This is a genomic window from Ignavibacteria bacterium (genome assembly GCA_025612375.1).
Classification (GTDB): Bacteria; Bacteroidota; Ignavibacteria; order Ignavibacteriales; family SURF-24; genus JAAXKN01.
In genome coordinates this window covers 1-19,538 of record JAAXKN010000056.1, presented here as the reverse complement: position 1 = coordinate 19,538, position 19,538 = coordinate 1, and the positions used below count along the sequence as shown (strand labels likewise).

15 protein-coding genes, 1 tRNA gene and 1 riboswitch are annotated in these 19,538 nt (G+C 45.2%); of the genes, 12 read left to right on the top strand and 4 right to left on the bottom strand.

Annotated features, from left to right (window positions below):
* Window positions 1-35 precede the first annotated feature (35 nt).
* From HF312_19875 to HF312_19860, 4 genes are all read right to left on the bottom strand, one after another.
* Entirely contained in the window at window positions 36-2,228 is a 2,193-nt protein-coding gene (locus HF312_19875) for a S9 family peptidase (protein MCU7522481.1), read from the bottom strand.
* A gap of 131 nt (window positions 2,229-2,359) precedes the next feature.
* Window positions 2,360-3,004, bottom strand: coding sequence for an ATP-dependent Clp endopeptidase proteolytic subunit ClpP (gene clpP / locus HF312_19870; GenBank protein ID MCU7522480.1), 645 nt, complete (start codon window positions 3,002-3,004; stop codon window positions 2,360-2,362).
* Between the two features lie 9 nt (window positions 3,005-3,013).
* Window positions 3,014-4,324: a trigger factor gene (tig, locus tag HF312_19865; protein ID MCU7522479.1), complete on the bottom strand. Its 1,311-nt coding sequence runs from the start codon at window positions 4,322-4,324 to the stop codon at window positions 3,014-3,016.
* 40 nt (window positions 4,325-4,364) lie between these two features.
* Window positions 4,365-4,448 (bottom strand) — tRNA-Leu (locus HF312_19860).
* 240 nt (window positions 4,449-4,688) lie between these two features.
* Between HF312_19860 and HF312_19855 the strand changes: the two genes are divergently transcribed.
* From HF312_19855 to HF312_19800, 12 genes are all read left to right on the top strand, one after another.
* Window positions 4,689-5,210, top strand: a complete 522-nt coding sequence (locus HF312_19855; GenBank protein ID MCU7522478.1) for an NUDIX pyrophosphatase — start codon at window positions 4,689-4,691, stop codon at window positions 5,208-5,210.
* A gap of 185 nt (window positions 5,211-5,395) precedes the next feature.
* Window positions 5,396-6,313, top strand: coding sequence for a sugar kinase (locus HF312_19850; protein MCU7522477.1), 918 nt, complete (start codon window positions 5,396-5,398; stop codon window positions 6,311-6,313).
* A 16-nt stretch (window positions 6,314-6,329) separates the two neighbouring features.
* Window positions 6,330-7,322 carry an S-methyl-5-thioribose-1-phosphate isomerase gene (mtnA, locus tag HF312_19845; protein MCU7522476.1) on the top strand — a complete coding sequence of 331 codons (993 nt, stop codon included), beginning with the start codon at window positions 6,330-6,332 and terminating at the stop codon, window positions 7,320-7,322.
* Window positions 7,322-8,062, top strand: a complete 741-nt coding sequence (recO, locus tag HF312_19840) for a DNA repair protein RecO (protein MCU7522475.1) — start codon at window positions 7,322-7,324, stop codon at window positions 8,060-8,062. Before mtnA ends, recO begins: the two co-directional genes overlap by 1 nt.
* Before the next feature lie 60 nt (window positions 8,063-8,122).
* Window positions 8,123-9,616, top strand: coding sequence for a Do family serine endopeptidase (locus HF312_19835; protein ID MCU7522474.1), 1,494 nt, complete (start codon window positions 8,123-8,125; stop codon window positions 9,614-9,616).
* A gap of 88 nt (window positions 9,617-9,704) precedes the next feature.
* Window positions 9,705-10,913: a chorismate synthase gene (aroC, locus tag HF312_19830; protein MCU7522473.1), complete on the top strand. Its 1,209-nt coding sequence runs from the start codon at window positions 9,705-9,707 to the stop codon at window positions 10,911-10,913.
* Window positions 10,914-10,930: 17 nt separating this feature from the next.
* The gene (locus HF312_19825) at window positions 10,931-11,572 is read left to right on the top strand and encodes an MBL fold metallo-hydrolase (protein MCU7522472.1); all 642 of its coding nucleotides are present in this window, start codon (window positions 10,931-10,933) and stop codon (window positions 11,570-11,572) included.
* 79 nt (window positions 11,573-11,651) lie between these two features.
* Window positions 11,652-12,413, top strand: a complete 762-nt coding sequence (locus HF312_19820) for a hypothetical protein (GenBank protein MCU7522471.1) — start codon at window positions 11,652-11,654, stop codon at window positions 12,411-12,413.
* Window positions 12,414-13,175, top strand: a complete 762-nt coding sequence (locus HF312_19815; protein ID MCU7522470.1) for an ATP-binding cassette domain-containing protein — start codon at window positions 12,414-12,416, stop codon at window positions 13,173-13,175.
* A gap of 89 nt (window positions 13,176-13,264) precedes the next feature.
* A complete protein-coding gene (locus HF312_19810) occupies window positions 13,265-14,809 on the top strand; it encodes an acyl-CoA carboxylase subunit beta (GenBank protein MCU7522469.1) in 1,545 nt (514 codons plus the stop codon).
* Between the two features lie 127 nt (window positions 14,810-14,936).
* Window positions 14,937-17,999: a LysM peptidoglycan-binding domain-containing protein gene (locus HF312_19805; GenBank protein ID MCU7522468.1), complete on the top strand. Its 3,063-nt coding sequence runs from the start codon at window positions 14,937-14,939 to the stop codon at window positions 17,997-17,999.
* 54 nt (window positions 18,000-18,053) lie between these two features.
* Window positions 18,054-18,155: riboswitch (TPP riboswitch) on the top strand.
* A 2-nt stretch (window positions 18,156-18,157) separates the two neighbouring features.
* A partial coding sequence (locus HF312_19800; protein ID MCU7522467.1) for a TonB-dependent receptor occupies window positions 18,158-19,538 on the top strand: 1,381 nt, incomplete at its 3' end.

The window sequence follows — 19,538 nt, the reverse complement described above, 5'->3', positions numbered from 1 at the left end:
GGAGGAGGGCTTAAAGCCCTCCTCCTGCCAGAACATTATTTACTGGTTAAATCCGCGGGTGCCCTTTCGGGCTTCAGGTTATCGTCAAAGTAGCGGCTTATTTTTTCATAAAGGTGAATGGCGTCAGTGCCTCTTACGCCGTGCTCATGGCCGGGATACGGGAAATATTCCAAAGGAACACCCAGGCTAACTGCTTTCTGTACAAAAAGAAGTGAGTTCTGCCATACTACTGTAGGATCCACGGTGCCGTGAATGAGGAGAAGTTTGCCTTTTAAGTTCTGCACGTAATTTAAGAGGCTCGACTCTTTGTAGCCTTCGGGGTTGGACTGAGGGGTATCCATATAGCGCTCACCGTACATTACTTCGTAATAGCTCCAGTCGATTACGGGGCCGCCGGCAACTCCAACCTTAAAGATGTCAGAAGCGCGTGTCATTAAAGAGGTTGCCATAAAGCCGCCGTAGCTCCAGCCGAAGACGCCTATGCGGCCAGGGTCTGTATAGGGAAGAGACTTCAGGTAATTGACGCCTGTTACCTGGTCCTCAATTTCTCTTGTGCCCAAGTGGCGGAAAGTAGCCTGTTCAAACTCAAGGCCGCGGTTGGATGTTCCGTGGTTATCCAGCGTAAAGACAATGTAGCCCTTTTCAGCCATATAGTTAAGCCACAGTCCCGCATCTGCAAGCCAGCTGTCTGTAACGAGCTGCGAGTGGGGTCCGCCATAAACGTAAACAAGAACAGGGTACTTCTTTGTGGAGTCAAAGTCCGCAGGGAGAATCATTCTGCAGTAGAGGTCCTGCCCATCATCGGCCTTTATGCTGAAGAGCCTGGTTTGTCCGAGTCTGTAGTCTTCTAACGGGTTATCGGCCTTAAAAATTTCCCTGACCTTTTTCCCTTCGGAATCCAGAATACTGATGAGCCCGGGAGTATAAAGGTTAGTAAAGGCATCGATAAAATGTCCGCCACGGCTGCTAAGTTTTACTTCGTGTGTGCCGTCAAGTGGGGTGAGCCTTTTTAGTTTCCCGGACTTAAGGTTCACTTTATAGAGGTTTCTTTGGAGAACCCCGTCCATGGTGGAAGTAATAAAGACATTTTCGTTATTTTCGTCGAAGCCGTTTACATCAGTAATTTCCCACTGTCCTTTTGTCAGCTGTTTTATCAGTTTCCCCTCAGTGTCGTAGAGGTAGAGGTGGTTAAAGCCGTCTTTTCTTGAAAGCCACAGGAATTCATTTTTGTTTTTAAGAAACATCGGGCCGTTTAAGGGTTCCACATATTTGTCGCTTTTTTCCTCGAAGAGCACATTAAGCTTTTCCCCGGTCCGGGCGTCGTACTTTACGAGCTGCATAAAATTCTGGTCGCGGTTGAGCTGTGCTATATAAATATATTTTTCATCGGGGCTCCAGGTAACGTTTGTCAGGTACTGGTCCTTGGGTTCACCGGTTTGAAGCCAGATGGTTTTCCCGGAAAGTATGTCGCAGACGCTGATTGTGACCTCATGGCTTTTCTGTCCTGCCATCGGGTACTTGATGTTTACAAGTTTTGCCGGGTGCTCGGATATATCAACTAAGGGGTAGTCTGTAACCATCGTCTGGTCCATCCTGTAGAAAGCAAGAAGATTCCCTTCAGGTGAGAAGAAAATTCCCTTTGTAATTCCGAATTCATTTCTGTGGACCGCCTGCCCGTTTACGATATCTTTATTTGTCCCGGACGTAATTGCAACCGGGGAGGTTAGGCCCTGCGACAGGTACAAATTGTTATCACGCGTAAAAGCCAGGCATCCGGCTTTGGGACTGAACTCCATATTTTCAGCCGCTGCACCTCCGGAGAGGTTATTCCCGGGTGTAAGGCTTTTTTCAGCAGTATTATAACAGTAGACCGAGTCGCCAGCCTGGAAGCGGAAGACGCTATTGTTCTGCCATGAGACAAGGGGGAATCTTTCAAGGCGGATATTGAAGACCGCCATTTTTTTGTTCAGGTCATCAAGTGAAAGTACAGCTTCAGCCTTTTCATCTTTCAGGGCCTCACGGAAAAGGATCTCTTTCCCGTCAGACTTTGAGACAAAATAAACGCTTTCTGAACCCGGAATCCACTCCAGCTGTTTTAATTTTCTTGGGTTAAGGCTGCCGCGCCCCTGTGTAATGGCATCCTCAACAGAAAGAACTTTAGTCTGGGCAGAAAGGGGTAAATTCAGAATAAGAAAGAGCAGGAAAAAAGGGAAATAGTATTTTTTCATGAGGTCTCCGGGAAAATTATTTGTACCCAATAATATTGGGAGGGATAATAATAAAGTTTTCGAGGGTACAAAATAAAAAAGGGATTGGCAAAATTGCAATCCCTTTCATAAAGCAGCACAAATTTAAGGTTTTATTTTTTTTCTTCCTGATTCTGTCCGTTACCACCAAGGGGAACTCTTCTTTCGAATACGGTATCTATAAGTTTATAATCCCGTGCTTCTTCAGGAGAAAGATAATAGTCTCTGTCGCAGTCTTTAGTGATCTGGTCGATAGTTTTGCCCGTATGTTCGGCAAGTATCTGGTAGAGCACCTGGCGAGTTTTGACCATTTCCCGTGCGTGAATTTCTATATCGGTTGTCTGTCCCTGCAGTCCACCCACCCAGGGCTGATGTATCATGATTCTGGAGTGGGGAAGTGAGGAGCGTTTTCCTGCAGCGCCGCCTGCCAGAAGCACAGCGCCCATAGAGGCTGCCATACCGACGCAGATGGTTGCGATATCCGGTTTTATGTACTTCATGGTATCGTAAATTGCAAGGCCTGCCGAAACGCTTCCGCCAGGGGAGTTAATATAAAGGTTTACATCCTTATCCGGGTCCTCAGCCTCAAGGAAGAGGAGCTGGGCCACGACAAGGCTGGCCACATGGTCGTCAATAGGTGTACCTATAAAAATAATTCTTTCTCTAAGGAGTCTAGAGAAAATATCCATTCCGCGTTCCCCGCGGCCTGTCTGTTCAATAACGTAGGGAACGAGCTGGTTGAAAATTTCTGGTTTCATTCTCCCTCTTTATTTTTTGTCTTCAGTAGTATTGTTTAAGTCCTTAGCGCCAACTTCTTTAATATTGTTATTCTTTTTCAGAAAATCAATAACTTTGTCTTCTAAGAGGATTTCGCCCCTGTTAGAGTCGGTATAGTACTTAAGCAGTTTATCTACTGAAATACCTGTCTCGGCAGCATCCTTTTCTGCCAGTTCCCTGAGTTCAGCTTCTCCAACTTTAATATTTTCTTTTCTTGCGATATTTTCCATAATGATCTGCCACTTGGCAGTCCATTCAGCTCTCTGGTGCAGGCGGTTATGTGCCTCGTGTGCATCAAATTTCTTTACGCCTTCCTGTTTTGCCCTTTCCTGTTCCATCTGGACCATTCTGTCCAACAGAGAGTGAACAAATCCGTGGGGAGGGGTGAAGTCGTTATTCTTTACGACGTCATTTAAGAGTGAATTTACGAGCATGTCCTCACTCTGCCTGTTATAGAAGTCCTGAAGCCCCTTCTTAATATTATCCTTCCACTCATCAGGAGTTGAGAATTTGCTTTTTGTAATTTTCTTTACAAATTCCTCGTCGAGCTGGGGCAGAACTACCTTCTGAACCGATTTTATCTCAGCGGAATAAGTAATATCATCGTTAACGATCTTCTTTACGCCTTCTTCTTCAACTTCGTGGCTGTCCTGGAACGAGAAGCTGAAAGATTCGCCAACGCTTTTTCCGACTGCATTTTCAACCAGCTGCGGGTTTACTCTTTCGTCGGTGAGGTCAATTTTAATATCCTGGCTTTTGATTCCTTCGACGGGTTTTCCATCCTGATCCATTTTCTGGAGGTCGACGGTAATAATTGCGTTTTTATCTTCAACTTTATTGGCGTCTTCGAGTGTGGAGTTGGTTTTCTGGAGGTAATTGACCTCGCTATTTACCTGTTCTTCCTCTACGTCGAAACGGATCTTTTTAACTTCAAGACCCGTATAGTCCTTTACGTCAAGTTCAGGTTTAACCTCATATCTGATCTTAAAGGCCAGTTTGGAATCCTTTTCAAAGTTCAGGTCAACCATCTTAGGTGCGCTGATAGGATTAAGTTTTTGATCTTCAACAATGTCCCAGAAGACTCTGTTAGCAATTTTTTCGCTTGCCTGGTATTCAATAGCATCGCCATACATTTTCTTTATGAGAGCCATCGGGGCCTTGCCTTTTCTGAATCCGGGCATTTCAATCTTCTTTCTTTCTTCCTGATAAGCTTTTTCCAGGTCAGTCTGGATTTCGTCATAATTTAAGACTACTTCCAGTTCATGTTCACTTTCTGAAACAACATTGATTTTGGTTTCCAATTTATCCTCTTGGGCTAATATTATTACTATAAATAATTAGTGCGAGAACGGGGACTCGAACCCCGACACCGGTTAGGTACTAGATCCTAAGTCTAGCGCGTCTACCAAATTCCGCCATTCTCGCATTAAAGAATGGTTTCATCAAAAGCCGTTTATTCAGTCAAGATATCAGATAGCGGCCAAAAATGAAAGACCAAAATATACGAAGAATTTGGTGAAAAAACACAATAAATCATCAGTAATATAAAAAGTGTTTTTTTTGAGCGGTTTTGGCCATGGGAAAATTTCCAGTGATTTATTTGCACTTTGTTTTGCCAAATGATGAATTTTAGCATATATTAAGGTAAAATTTCGGAGTCGTCAGGTGAAAGTGCTCTCATATATGGTTGAGGCTCACATTTTCAGGGAAGTGGACAACAAGCTGGAGTTTTTGATGTTAAAACGCTCTGAAATGGAGATCTTTCCAGGCCTATGGCAGATGGTCACCGGGTCGATTGACCAGGGTGAAAAGGCCTTTGAAACTGCATTCAGGGAAATAAAAGAAGAAACGGGGATTGTTCCTGAAAAGCTGTGGCTTGTGCCTTATATAAATTCATTTTACTCGTGGAGGCGGAACCATATCTGCATGGTGCCGGTCTTCGCTGCCATGGCAAAAGAGGGTACACAGGTAAAAATATCCCACGAGCACTCGGAGTACCAGTGGGTGAGCAAGGAAAAAGCGCTGGAGCTTTTAGCCTGGCCGGGGCAGAAGGCTTCGGTTGAGATAATATGTGAGTATTTTACAAAAGAGCACAGTTTCCTCTACTTTGAAGAGATCAGCATTAAAAAATACAGGGACAGGAACTTCCAGCCTGCTGGCAAAACCCCGCAAACAGGGCTTAAGTAAGAGCCCCAATACTTTTCACCAATACATTTCTCGCCAATACTTTTCCAGGGCAGCCTTTTTACATTCGGTGGGAACAACAAAATTCAGCATAAATCCCCCAAAAAGAGCTGTTAATTTTTGTTTCTTTTGATTGTATAATAGCTTAGTTTTGCACAATATCAAATATAAATACAGGGAGTAGGTAAGTGGGTTTATTAATAGTCGGATCTATTGCACTCGATACAGTTGCAACGCCTTTTGACAGGATTGACGATGCCTTAGGCGGTTCAGCTGTTTACGTTTCTTTAGCGGCCAGTTACTTCAGCGGGCCCGTCTATATGGTTGGTGTAGTTGGAGAGGATTTTGACAAGGAGCACATAAAGCTGCTTGAGGACCACAACATCGATCTGGAAGGCCTGAAGGTTGTTGAAGGAGGAAAGACATTCCGCTGGTCGGGTAAATATCATTACGACCTGAATGTGCGCGATACACTTTTAACGGAGCTGAATGTATTTGCGTCTTTTGATCCCGAAATTCCCGAGAAATACAGAAAGTCCAGGTTTATACTTCTTGGCAACATCGATCCTGAGCTTCAGCTTAAGGTTTTGGATCAGATGGAAAAGCCGGGTTTTGTCATCTGCGACACGATGAACTTCTGGATCGAGGGAAAGAAACAAGAGCTTCTTAAGGTCTTAAAAAAAGCTGACGTACTTATAATAAACGATTCCGAGGCCAGGCTTCTTGCCAATGAGCCGAACCTGATAAGGGCAGCCCGCATGATAAGAGCCATGGGTCCCAAGTACCTGATTATTAAGAAAGGGGAACACGGAGCTCTTCTTTTCTCGGATAACACCGTATTTTCAGCTCCTGCCTATCCGCTGGAAAATATTTATGACCCCACAGGCGCAGGCGACTCCTTTGCCGGCGGGTTTGTAGGCTACCTGCATAAGACACAGGATATAAGCATTGAAAACCTGAAGCGTGCGGTTGTCTTCGGAAGTGCAATGGCATCATTCTGCGTTGAAAAATTCTCAACCAAGGGGCTTGAAAACCTGACGTACCTTCAGGTCCATGACAGGTTCAGAGAGTTCCTTAAACTTTCAAGAGTTGATGACGACGACTAAAATGGCAAAGATGAATATCCGGGCAGTTGAATTCAGAGAGGACAGCCTGTTTTTTATGGACCAGACAAAGCTGCCGCTGAGTGAAGAGTACGTAAAAACCGACGACTACGAAAGGATTGCCCAGGCAATTGAGCGCCTTGAAGTAAGAGGCGCTCCGGCTATTGGTGTTGCAGCAGCCTACGCTCTGGCTTTAAGCCTGAAAGGAAAGACCGAAGGCCTGGAGGAGACCTTTGAGGTGGCAAGAAAGAGGCTTGCTTCAACCAGGCCCACAGCGGTAAACCTCTTCTGGGCGTTAAATGAAATTGCGGAGGTCTTCGAGGCTTCAAAAAGTGAGGAGGATGTATATTCCTGCCTTATAAAGAAAGCCCGTGAGATCCACGAAGAAGACATTGAAAAGTGTGAAGCCATTGCCCAAAACGGGCTGGAGGTTTTCCAGTTTCCATCCGTAGTTTTAACCCACTGCAACGCCGGCGCACTGGCTACAGGCGGCGGCGGTACGGCAGTAAATGTTATCAAGGCGGGCTTTGAGCATGGGATGGTAAAGTTTGTCTATTCCGATGAAACAAGGCCTTTGTTTCAGGGCTCAAGGCTTACAGCATTTGAGCTTTGGAAGAGCAACATTCCTTTTGCAATGAACACAGATTCCACGGCGGCATTTTTAATGCAGCAGAAGAAGATTGACCTTGTTATTGTAGGCGCCGACAGGATAGCACTTAACGGGGACACGGCCAACAAAATAGGGACATATAATTTGGCTGTTCTTTGTTCTTATCATAATATACCTTTTTATATAGCTGCTCCGGAGACCACGATAGACCGTAAGTGTCCCAATGGCGGCTCAATAAAGATCGAACTCAGGGGCAAGGGTGAACTGACCTGTTTTAAGGAAGCCAGGATCACTTCAGATGAATATGAAGTTTATTCCCCGGCATTTGACGTTACGCCTGCAGGCCTGATTTCGGGTATAATTACTGATAAAAAGCTTTACAAACCTCCTTACAATTTTTAATGTCCGAAATAATAAAAACTGAAGCGGTAGTTCTTAGCAAAATGAACTACCGTGAAAGCAGTACAATTGCCACGTTTTACACGAAGGACCTGGGCAAGATTTCAGGTATCATCAAGGGTGCACGGCAGCCGAAGTCACCCGTTGGTCACAAGATAGATTCATTTAACCACCTCCAGATAGTTCTTTACAAAAAGGCCGGGCGGGAGATCCAGCTTATAAGCCAGGCCGAACTAATCTCTTATTACCCCAGGATAAAAGAAGACCTCCTGAAGCTTAAGTATGCCTCGGCCTCCCTGGAGCTTGTGCTTGCTATGACGATAGAAGAAGAGGCAAACGAGAGGCTTTTCCGCGGGCTGGTCAGAATCCTAAACCTCTTTGAAACATCCAACAGAAGACCGGGAGTGCTGTTAATTAAGTTCATAGTCTTCCTCTTAAAAGAAAGCGGCTTTGAGATACAATTCGAGCGCTGCTCAATATGCGGCAGGCCGATTGGGGCAGAAGAAAAGAAGTATTATTTCAATTTTGAACGGGGAATGATATGTTCTTCATGCAGCCATGAAGTGGCGGGTTCAATGCAACTTTCACCGGAACTTTTTCAATTTATTACTGGTCTAAGTAACATTGGGAGCGAGGAGAAAATAAGTGCCGGGGAAATCGACAACACGTTGAATTTCCTGGAGAAATACTTAAAATATCACGTTCCTGAGTTCAAGGGGATAAAATCTATTCACTTGTTTTAGACACAATATTTTTAGATCATAAAAGTATAGCTTAAAACAGGAAAACCAGGAGGTTTTTTAATGAAAAACAGAAATTTATTCGGTACTGTTGCACTAGTTATAATAGGGGTCATCTTCGGGGCGGTTCTGGTTTCAGGATTCGGCTGGGTAAGGCCGGGACTAGCAGACATAACAATCGGGGCCAAGAATCCGCCGATAACAGATATTGACGTTAACGCATTCAGTAAAGCATTCATAGAAGTTGCCGACAAGGTAACCCCATCAATCGTAAAAATTACGGTAGTTTCAGAAACAAAAGAAAATCCGCATGAGGACCTGCCATTTTTCTTTCCCTTCAAGGATGACGTTCCAAGAAAGGAAATGGGTTCGGGAAGCGGTGTCATAATTTCTGATGACGGATATATACTTACAAACAATCACGTAGTTGAAAACGCTACAAGGGTTGAGGTTACTCTTTATGACAGGAGAAATTTTGATGCCAAGGTTGTAGGCACAGACCCTCAGACTGACCTGGCAGTTGTAAAGATAGACGTCTCAGGGCTTCCTGCGGCATATCTTGGAAATTCGGATAACGTAAAGGTCGGGCAGTGGGTTATGGCAATCGGAAACCCGCTTTCGCTTTCTTCAACTGTTACAGCCGGAATTATAAGCGCCAAGAGCAGGAACATAGGCATTATACGTGACAACTCGGGAGGAGGAATTGAGGACTTCCTGCAGACGGACGCCGTAATCAACCCGGGAAATAGCGGCGGGGCACTTGTGGATCTGTCGGGCGCAGTTATAGGCATCAACTCGGCCATTGCCACCTCGGGCATGTCAAACAGCTACATTGGCTACGGCTTTGCAATACCGATTAACATGGCAAAGAACGTTTCCAAAGAGCTCATTGCCTCAGGAAAAGTAAACCGCGGCTACATCGGAGTTCAGATAACGCCGGTCGATCCCGACCTTGCCAAGGCGGTTGGGCTTGATAAAGCGCGCGGCATTATGGTTCAGGCCCTGACCAAGGGCGGAGCGGCCGAGAGGGCAGACGTAAAAGAGCAGGATATAATACTTAAAATTGACGGACGCGACGTAAATGAGCCGGGTGAGCTTCAGAGCTACGTTGCCTCAAAGAGCGCAGGCGACAAGGTTACACTTACACTCTGGCGTGACGGCAAGCAGATCGAGCGCACAGTGACGCTGAAGTCGAGGGATACTAATGCCAAGGTTGAACCCGCATCTGACGAAAATACTCCGGACAGGCCGAAGAAAGGGCCCGCAAACAGCATGACCTTTGACAATATAGGCCTTACGGTTAGGGATATGTCGGGCGATGAAAAGGAAGCCTACAAGACAAGTAACGGTATCATGATACAGGACGTCAAGGACCTGAGCCGTGCATTTAATCAGAATCTTGGGAAAGGGCTGGTTATAACGCAGGTGGACAAGAAGAACATAAATTCCGTAAGCGACTTTGAAAAGGCACTTAAGGACAAGAAAGGGCAGGCTGTGCTCATGAAGGTAATTGACGGGCAGGGCAATTCACGCTACGTTGGCCTTTCAATTCCATGAAAATAAATTAAAAAGAAGCGATAAAGCGTCCCAAATATGGGACGCTTTTTTTATATTTAAAGGTCACAGATTAAAGGATATTATAATGATCAGGTTTTTGACTTCGGGCGAATCTCACGGTAAGGCCTTAACGACAATAGTTGAGGGCTTTCCATCCAACCTTGAGATAGAAATTGAATACATAAACTATCATCTGAAACGCCGCATGATGGGCTACGGACGGGGCGGGCGCATGAAGATTGAAACAGACGAGGCTGAAATCCTCTCCGGCATAAGGTTCGGCAGGACTCTGGGAAGCCCCATTACGCTAATGATAGCCAACAGGGACTGGAAGAACTGGACAGAGAAGATGTCTTCGTCGAGAACAGGAGCGGAAACGGAAAAGATAAGCGTTCCACGGCCGGGCCACGCTGATCTGGTGGGAACGCAGAAGTACCGCTTCAATGACATCAGGAATTCAATTGAGCGCTCGAGTGCAAGGGAGACCGCGGCGCGTGTGGCAGCGTGTTCTGTGGCAAGAAAGTTCCTGGAGGAATTCGGCATCAAGGTCGGAAGCTTTGTTGAAAGCGTTGGCGGCATTTTCCCGAAGGACAATTTCAAAGAGAAACTTTTTATGAACGATCTGCCTGAGGATTTTGACGGCTGGAATCTGTCGTTCACGGCAGATAAAAGCGAGGTCCGCGTGCTGGATAGTGAGCAGGAAGAAAAGATCAAAGCCAGGATACAGGAGACAAAGAAAAAAGGGGACACACTAGGGGGCACATTTGTAGTCGTTGCCACCGGCGTTCCATCAGGCCTGGGGAGCTTTGTGCATTACGACAGGAAACTCAATGCCGAACTCTCGCATTCAATAATGTCCATCAACGCCGTTAAGGGTCTTGAGATTGGCGACGGGTTCAGGAGCGCTGAAGTCTTCGGCTCCGAATTCCATGACGAGATTACTTTTTCACACGACCACCTGGGCAGGAAAACGAACAGGGCCGGGGGAATTGAAGGCGGTGTCTCAACCGGGCTGCCGATAATTCTAAGGGGCGCAATGAAGCCAATTGCCACGCTGATGTCCCCGATCGGGACGGTGGACCTATCGACTATGCAGGAGATCGAGGCCAGGAGGGAAAGAAGTGATTTTACGGCTGTACCTGCGTGTGCCGTTATTGCAGAATCCATGATGGCCTGGTCGCTGGCAAAATATTTCCTGGAGAAGTTCGGCGGGGATTCAATTGAGGAGACAAAAGAGAACTTTATGAACTCCAAAAGCCGGAAGGCTGGCATGACGAAGGAAGATTTTTCAAAATAAGGGAAGAATGTTTATCTATGCTGAATATAGACCGCTTCATTTTTAATGCTTTTGCCGAGAACACGTATATAGTTTCGGACGAGGTTTCAAAAGAATGCATAATAGTTGATCCCGGCTGCAGCAGCACTTTTGAAAAAGAAGAGCTTAAGGCATTTCTTGAATCGGGGGGCCTCAGGCTTAAGGCCATAATAAATACGCACTGCCACATTGACCACATACTTGGCAACCGCTTCTTAAAGGACACTTTTAAGGCGCCTTTCCTGGCGCCCGAAGAGGATCTGTTTTTGCTGGACCTGATGCTCAAGGAAGCGGGGAATTTCGGCTTTGAGATGGAGCCCTCACCCTATCCGGACATCTTAATAAAGGAAGACCTCTACTTTGAGCTTGGAGGGCGTGAGGTGAAATTCCTTTTTACGCCCGGGCATTCACCGGGAGGCTACTGCCTCTACTTTAAGGATGACAGTTTCTGCATCACCGGAGACGTTCTCTTCCGTGAGGGAATAGGACGGACGGACCTCTGGGGAGGAAGTTACGAAAGCCTGATAGACTCAATTGAAACAAAACTCTTCATGCTTCCTGATGACACAGTAATTTATCCGGGGCACGGGGATAAAAGCACCATTGGGTATGAAAAGACAAATAATCCTTTTTTGGCGTAAATTTATTTGACATAAAAACCCTGATTCAATATATTCCGACAAAGGATATGAAGAATTCACAATATAGACCGGGGACTTAATGAGTGAGTACTTTATAAAAAAAAGAAGCCTCAGAAAGTATGCTTTGTTTACGGCATACGTTCTGCTCTACATTATCCTCTTTGAGTTTATTGTACCTGCCGGAAAGGTTCTTCCCAAGCCCTCATTAGTTCTTGAAGCTATTCCGTCACTTCAGGTCCACTACAGCCTGCTGATAAACCTTCTTTATACGGTTTCCGGGATTTACATGTCAATGGTGCTTTCATACGGGGCAGTGTGGCTTCTGAGAGTCCAGCTTACAGGAGCATTTTTAAGGTGGACATATTTCCCTGACTCCATAAGGCTGTTCAAGTACTTTACGGCTATTTCATTTTTAACTCTGCACGTCTACTGGTTCCCGGTTTCAAACCTCTCGGAGATCCTACTTACGTTTTTAATATCCTTAGTTTATCTCCTTAATATCTTCTACTCTGGGGTTCAAAAGGTAAACCGTGCCTACACAGAGCCATTTATAGCCCTAAAAAAAGAGGACTCCTTTCTTTATAAAAATATTTACTGGATAAGTCTTAAGCCGGCTTTATTTAACTCGCTTGAGAGGCTTAACATTTATCTTTGGACTGTTGTAACCTTGTTCGAATTTATAAAAGGCTACATGGGCCTGGGCAATATTTACCGCCTGGCCCTTTCATTCATGGATCTCTCCGGTCTTGCGGCAGTTTCAATAATCCTGGCATTAGCAGCTGCCCTGGGCGGCTTAGTAATAAAGCTCCTGAAAAGAAAAGTAATAACCTGGGAGACGTAATTGGCAGATGACAGCTTAATATTAAAAGCAGAGAAAATATCCAAAACTTTCCTCAATCCTGAGGGTGCAGTCTTAAACCTACTGCAGGAGGTAAGTCTGGAGGTAAGAAAAGGGGAATTGGTGACTTTACTCGGGGCATCCTCTTCGGGTAAAAGCACTCTTTTGAGGATCCTTGCGGGAGTTGAAAATCCTGATTCAGGTTCAGTAAGATTTACGCAGCTTAGGGATAAAGGTGTAAGTCTGGCGCTTATACCGACCGGGGCCTCCTCGCTTCCGTGGCTGAACGTCAGGGATAACGTAAGGCTAGGGATAAATGAAGGGACCGGCAACGGTGAGGCAGCAATTAAAAAAGCAATAAGTCTTACGGGGCTGGATGGATATGAAAGCCACATTCCGGCAAACAAAAGCACCGGCTTCAGGTTCAGGATTTCCTTAGCGCGAGCGCTTGCATCAGATCCGAAGGTAATTCTAATTGATGACGCCTTAAGGGATCTGAACCAGGAAAGAAAAATTGCCTATTACGGCCTCTTAAGGGGTATTTTAAGGCGCGAGGGGCCCGGCATACTCTACGTTACAAACGACGTTACTGAAGCTATGCTTTTGTCAGACAGGATACTTCTTCTTGGAAGCAAGCCCGGGCGCATTGTAAAAGAGTTCAGCCTTGCGAAAACCGGGCTTCCAGAGGCTGCCGATTTAAGAAAAGAGGATAATAACAGAATAAAGCAGGAGATTGAAGCGTTCTTTTATGCGGAAGTCCGTTAATATTTTTTGCCGGTAATTTGAGTTTTAGGGCAAAAAAACGGTATTATATTAAGTAAACACATTAATTTACGATAATCCGAAAGAGAGCAATGAACGGTAAAATTGAAAGACTGAAAGAGTTAAAGGCCCAGGCCCTTTTAGGGGGAGGGACTGACAAGATTCAGACACAGCACGAAAAAGGGAAGCTGACCGCAAGAGAGAGAATTGAGCTTCTGGTGGATGAAGGGTCGTTTGAGGAAGTTGACATGTTTGTAAAACACCGCTCAAAGGATTTCGGCATTGATAAGCAGCAGTACCCGGGTGACGGTGTTGTAACAGGATTTGCCAAAATCGAAGGGCGCCCGGTTGCGCTTTTCAGCCAGGATTTTACGGTTTTCGGCGGATCTCTTTCGGAGGCACATGCTGAAAAGATCTGCAAGATCATGGATCTGGCCTTAAAAGTTGGAATACCGGTCATTGGACTTAACGATTCAGGCGGGGCAAGGATTCAGGAAGGTGTTGTAAGCCTTGGGGGCTATGCTGAAATATTCTTAAAGAATACGCTTTCTTCGGGTGTAATACCCCAGATATCGGCCATTTTAGGCCCATGTGCAGGAGGTGCGGTTTATTCTCCTGCAATTACGGATTTTATTTTCATGGTCAAGCATACAAGCCACATGTTTGTAACAGGGCCAAGTGTTGTAAAGACTGTAACGCACGAGGAGGTAAGTTTTGAGGACCTTGGCGGAGCAGAGACGCATGCGGCAAAAAGCGGGGTTGCTCATTTTGCCATGGAAAATGAGGTGGAAATATTTGAAGGTATAAGAAAGCTGATGAGCTTTTTACCCTTAAATTACAGGGACACTTCGCCGGAGCTGGAGTTTGATTTTAAGTCTGAGCTTTTGATACCGAAGCTGAACGAAATTGTGCCTGATAATCCGAACAGGCCATATGACATGAAGGAAATAATTAACCTTCTTGTGGATAACCAGGATTTTTTTGAAGTTCACAGGAACTTTGCCGAGAATCTGATTGTAGGCTTTGGCAGAATTGGCGGGATGGCCGTAGGGATTGTAGCCAATCAGCCAAGGGTTCTTGCAGGAGTGCTTGATATACAGGCTTCAATAAAGGGCGCAAGGTTTGTAAGATTTTGTGATGCATTTAACATTCCGCTGCTGGTTTTAGAGGACGTGCCGGGTTTTCTACCCGGGACAGAGCAGGAATGGAACGGCATAATAAAGCACGGCGCAAAGCTTCTCTTTGCTTTCTGCGAGGCTACAGTGCCAAAAGTTACGGTTATAACGAGGAAAGCATACGGCGGGGCTTACGATGTAATGAACTCAAAGCACGTCAGGGGTGATTTTAACTATGCCTGGCCCTCGGCTGAGATTGCTGTAATGGGGCCCAAAGGGGCGGTTGAGATCATATTTAAGAAAGAGATTTCGGAGTCGGAAAACCCGGCTGAGAAAGCGGCTCAGAAGCTGGAAGAATACATAGAAAAATTTGCAAACCCCTACGTGGCAGCTGAGAGGGGATACGTAGATGATGTGATTATTCCGGCCGAGACAAAGATTAAGCTGATAAATGCTTTTCAGCTCTTAAAGACTAAAGTTGATGCAAATCCCAGGAAGAAGCATTCAAACATACCGTTGTGAAGAAAGTTGTTTGAATTTAAAATATTTTTTTTAACTTAAAAAAGGGGAAGCATTGGCAATATTTAGCTTGACAATAAAAGTGTTTGAATTTAAATTGGTTCCCAAATTCACTAGATAAGGAGTACGAATGAAAAAAGTTGTCCTATTTCTATTTTTGATAAGTGTGTCCTTTTTTGCCTCATCTTGCAGCTTGTCAAAAGTAGGTAGTGACGATAAACCTTCAACAACCAACACAAAAATCAAGGTTAAGCCAACTGTAATTGTAAGTGAATTGCTGGAAGAAGCGAGGCAGAACTATGTCAGCGCTCTGGCAAAACAGGAGATCAACAGTACTACTGAGGCTATAAATTATTATGAAGCAGCCCTTCGCATTCTTAATAATTTAAGCTATTATCCTGAAATCGACGAAAATGAAGCTTACACGCAGCTGGAAAAATCAATAACCGATGATTATCAGAAGTTCGTTGACGGTTTATCGGAATTACCTGAAGGTGTTTCTTTTGCGGCTTTGGAAGAATGGATGAAAAAGAGCATGCCCGAAATCAAAGTCAAAGAAGAGGCAGTACAAAAGTCGAATCAGGTTGTCATTGTGGCCGACTTCCCGCTGGAAGTCAACAGTTATGTTGATCAGTACATTGAAATTTTCCAGGGCAAATGGCGCAAGTACATGGACCTCTGGCTTTCACGTTCGGGGAAGTATTTCCCGATGATGGCAAAGATCTTTGCAGAGGAAAAAGTGCCCACACAGCTCATATTCCTCAGCATGGTTGAAAGCGGTGTTAACCCGGTTGCAAAGTCCAGGGCAAAGGCCGTTGGGCTCTGGCAGTTCATGAGCTCGACGGGCAGGTTATATGGCCTTAATTCGGATATATATTTCGATGAAAGGAGAAATCCCGAGAAAGCCACGCGTGCGGCCGCAAAATACTTAAGAAATCTCTATAACATGTTCGGTGACTGGTATCTTGCGCTTGCCTCTTATAACTGGGGCGAAGGTAATATTAAAAGAATTGTTACCAGAACGGGTAAGCATTCTTTCTGGGAGATCAGGGATTATATGCCGCGCGAGACAAAAGACTATGTGCCGCAGTTTATTGCCGTATCTCTTATTTCAAGCAATCCGGCCAAGTACGGCTTTAACAACGTTATGTTCGAAAAGCCCCTGGAATACGATACATACAAAGTTACCGAAGGCATAGACTTAAATGTTCTGGCAAAATGCGCCAATGTATCTTTAGAAGAGTTGCAGGACTTAAACCCAGAACTAACACAGCGCTCGACGCCGCCGGATTTTCCGGGAGGATATCAGCTCAGGATTCCGAAGGGCAGAATGGATATGTTTGCCGCCAACTTCAAGAATATTCCTGATGATGCAAAGGTACAGTTTACACTTTATTACGTGAAAAAAGGGGAGACGGTTACCAAGGTTGCAAAGAAATACGGAATTTCCGCAACCGAGCTTGCAAAAATTAATAACATTTCAACAAGGACAAAGCTCCCGAAAGGTGTAGCCTTAAAGATCCCTGTTGCAGGATTTAACGAGACAGATTTTGTTGTTAATACCGATACGGCACCAGCTATAGATAAAGAGAAGAGCCCGGACGCTCCCTATACTGTACAAAGCCAGAAGGTCAGAGATCAGGAAAACACTCAGCTGGCAGTTAAAACCAGCCAGCCGGAAAATCAGGTTGCGGCTAACACAAAGGCTCCTGCCGACACCCAGAGTGTAGCTGATAATCAGCTCCTGGCAGACAACAACCAGTCGCAGGATGAAGATCAGTCTTCAGACGATTCCCAGAGCTCCGACAATGACACAGAGGATCAGTCTAACGTTGTCATTCGTCCTCAGGGAAAAGCTCTCGTTCAGTACAGTGTTAAGAAAAGTGATAACCTTACGGAAATTGCAGACCTGTTTAATGTGAGGGTCTCGGACTTAAGAAACTGGAACAACATCTCCTACACCGAAGCAATTCACGTAGGACAGACGCTGAGCATTTATGTTCCTGAAGACAAGAAGGATTATTACGCCAGCCTGGACAACCAGACACAGGTAGAGAAAAGATCCTTAAGGAACACGCAGATTAAGAATAATGCCAAGTGGGTAACGCACAAGGTAAAACGCGGTGAGACGCTTGCATCAATTTCTTCAAGGTACAACGTTACCATTTCACAGATAAAGCAGTGGAACAGCCTGCACAAGAACAGAATTAACGGCGGTACAAGGCTTAAGATACTTGCCGAGAGCAACAGCCCTTATCTTTCACCGAATCAGAAGAGCAACTATAAAAGAAGCGGCCTGACAAGATACAAGGTAAGACGCGGTGACACAATTGGTGAGATTGCCGACAGGTTCGGAGTTTCTGTAAGACAGCTTCAGAAGTGGAATAAGCTTACATCGAAGAAGCTGACAGCCGGGAAGAGCCTTAAAATCTTAGGCAACGAGACCACGACTGCCTTAGGTGACAACACCAGCAAGGCATCAGCTACGCTGAATTATTACAAGATTAAGCAGGGCGATGCCATAGGCAACATTGCCGATAAGTTCCACGTCTCTGTTCCAAACCTGAAGAAATGGAACAAGCTCAACAGCAACAAAATTACGGCCGGAAAGACTCTTAAGATCTATTCTGATGAAGGTGAGCAGTATGCCTCGGCAGATACAAGGTCTCTTAAGAGGTCAAAAGCGGTCCTGGATGACAACAATGAATCCAGCTCTTCTTCAGCCGGCGAACATGTTGTCAAATCAGGCGAGACTCTGGGCCACATTGCTGAGCTATACGGCGTCAGGGCATCTGATTTAAGAAAATGGAACCATATTTCCGGGAACAAAATTGTTGCAGGCGACAAGTTAAAGATCAACAGCAGCAAAAAAGGCTCAAAGCTCAATCAGGAGAAGAAGACTTCAACGAAGAAGGAGCTGGCCGAAACAAAAGTTACTTCGGGAAAAAAAGGTTCAGCAAAGAAAGAATTAGAGGAGACAAAACTTACTTCTAACAAGAAGTTAAACAAGAAAGAACTGGCTGAAACCAAAAAGAGCAAGGGGAATAAGGCTCAAACCCACAAAGTAAAGAAGGGTGAGACTTTATATACCATAGCCCAGAAATATGACATGGATGTTCAGGATCTGAAAAAGATGAACAAGATTAAGGGAAATAAACTTTCTGTAGGGCAGAAATTAAAGGTTGATGACTAGTTTAATTAATATTTTGTTCTTATCTTTATAGTACAATTTTGAACTAACACGAAAGCCGAACGTTAGGGGTGTCGCGGAAGCAAAGTCCGTGGCTGAGATTATACCCTGAAACCTGATCTGGATAATACCAGCGTAGGGAAACGACTAAAGATATAAGAATGATTGTTACTTTTAGCCGTTTTCACAAAAACGGCTTTCTTTTTTTAAAAGGAGAAAAGAAAATGAAGTATATAGTCGTTCTTATTTTATTTTTAAACGGGGCCATCTGGTCCCAGGCCTTAAAGGGGAAAGTGGTGGATTTGGAGACTAAGAAGCCTCTTACTTCGGCAAGCGTAGCCCTTGAAGGCACAGATCTTAAGACCACTACAGATGATACAGGAACGTTTACTTTAGCCGCCGGCAATGCACATGATGGAAACCTTATTGTCAGCTATATTGGCTACAGCACAAAGCGCGTTAAAATAGACCAGGAGGGTCTCATAGACGGGGCGCTTACGGTCAGCCTGGAGCCACAGATCATCTCATCACAGACAATTCTTGTTACAGGAAGCATAGGAAAAGAAGGGATTACGCCTCTGGCGTTTTCCAAGGTAAACAGGAGTAAAATTGAAGAAAAGTATATGGAGCAGGACGTTCCGGAGTTCCTCTCGTCACTTCCTTCGACGACTTTCTATTCGGAGTCGGGAAGCAGCATCGGCTATAACTACCTGAGTATAAGGGGTTTTGACCAGAGAAGGATCTCCGTATCCATTAACGGTGTGCCTCAGAACGACCCGGAAGACCACAATGTATACTGGCTGGATTTCCCGGACATACTTTCAAACTCTGAGCTCGTACAGGTACAAAGAGGCGCGGGCTCCGGCATTACGGGCTATCCTTCCATCGGCGGGTCGATAAACATTATAACCTCATCTTTCAGCAGCAAGGCCAATTTTGAATTCGGAGCCTTTACGGGGAGCTATAACACCAGAAAATACTCGGCAAGTTTCTCAAGCGGGCTTATAGACAATACTTATTCAATCCATACTATGTTAAGTAAGACGCTCTCTTCGGGCTACAGGAATACCGCCTGGAGCAACTTTAACGCCTACTACGTCTCGGCTGTACGCTACGATAAAAAGCTGACTACACAGTTTAACTTTTACGGCGGACCGGTTTCAGACGGACTGGCCTATACGGGGCTTCCAAAGTTCACGGTCAAGGACAGGAATTTAAGGCGCATGAACTACTCCTACTGGGAAGCCTCAGACGGGAAGTTTACATACACGCTGGAGCGCCGCCCGGATGAGGTGGAAAACTTTTCGCAGCCGCACTTTGAACTCTTAAATGAGTATAACATAAACGACCATATATCATTCAACTCGGCTTTATTTATGGTGCTGGGTAACGGATTTTTTGACTATGACGCCTCCTGGGCCGACACATCCTACTTCAGGCTTACTCGTGAAAACGGCTTTAACGCGGCTTCAAACCCCAAGAACGCGCTCATACGCGCGCAGGTGGAAAACAGGCAGTACGGCTGGATACCGCGCCTGAGAA

Bases quoted from the DNA above. Each gene is read 5' to 3' on its own strand.
- HF312_19875 (MCU7522481.1), bottom strand. From the start codon at position 2,228: ATGAAAAAATACTATTTCCCTTTTTTCCTGCTCTTTCTTATTCTGAAT.
- clpP (MCU7522480.1), bottom strand. From the start codon at position 3,004: ATGAAACCAGAAATTTTCAACCAGCTCGTTCCCTACGTTATTGAACAG.
- recO (MCU7522475.1), top strand. From the start codon at position 7,322: ATGTCCGAAATAATAAAAACTGAAGCGGTAGTTCTTAGCAAAATGAAC.
- HF312_19835 (MCU7522474.1), top strand. From the start codon at position 8,123: ATGAAAAACAGAAATTTATTCGGTACTGTTGCACTAGTTATAATAGGG.
- HF312_19825 (MCU7522472.1), top strand. From the start codon at position 10,931: ATGCTGAATATAGACCGCTTCATTTTTAATGCTTTTGCCGAGAACACG.
- HF312_19820 (MCU7522471.1), top strand. From the start codon at position 11,652: ATGAGTGAGTACTTTATAAAAAAAAGAAGCCTCAGAAAGTATGCTTTG.
- HF312_19810 (MCU7522469.1), top strand. From the start codon at position 13,265: ATGAACGGTAAAATTGAAAGACTGAAAGAGTTAAAGGCCCAGGCCCTT.
- HF312_19805 (MCU7522468.1), top strand. From the start codon at position 14,937: ATGAAAAAAGTTGTCCTATTTCTATTTTTGATAAGTGTGTCCTTTTTT.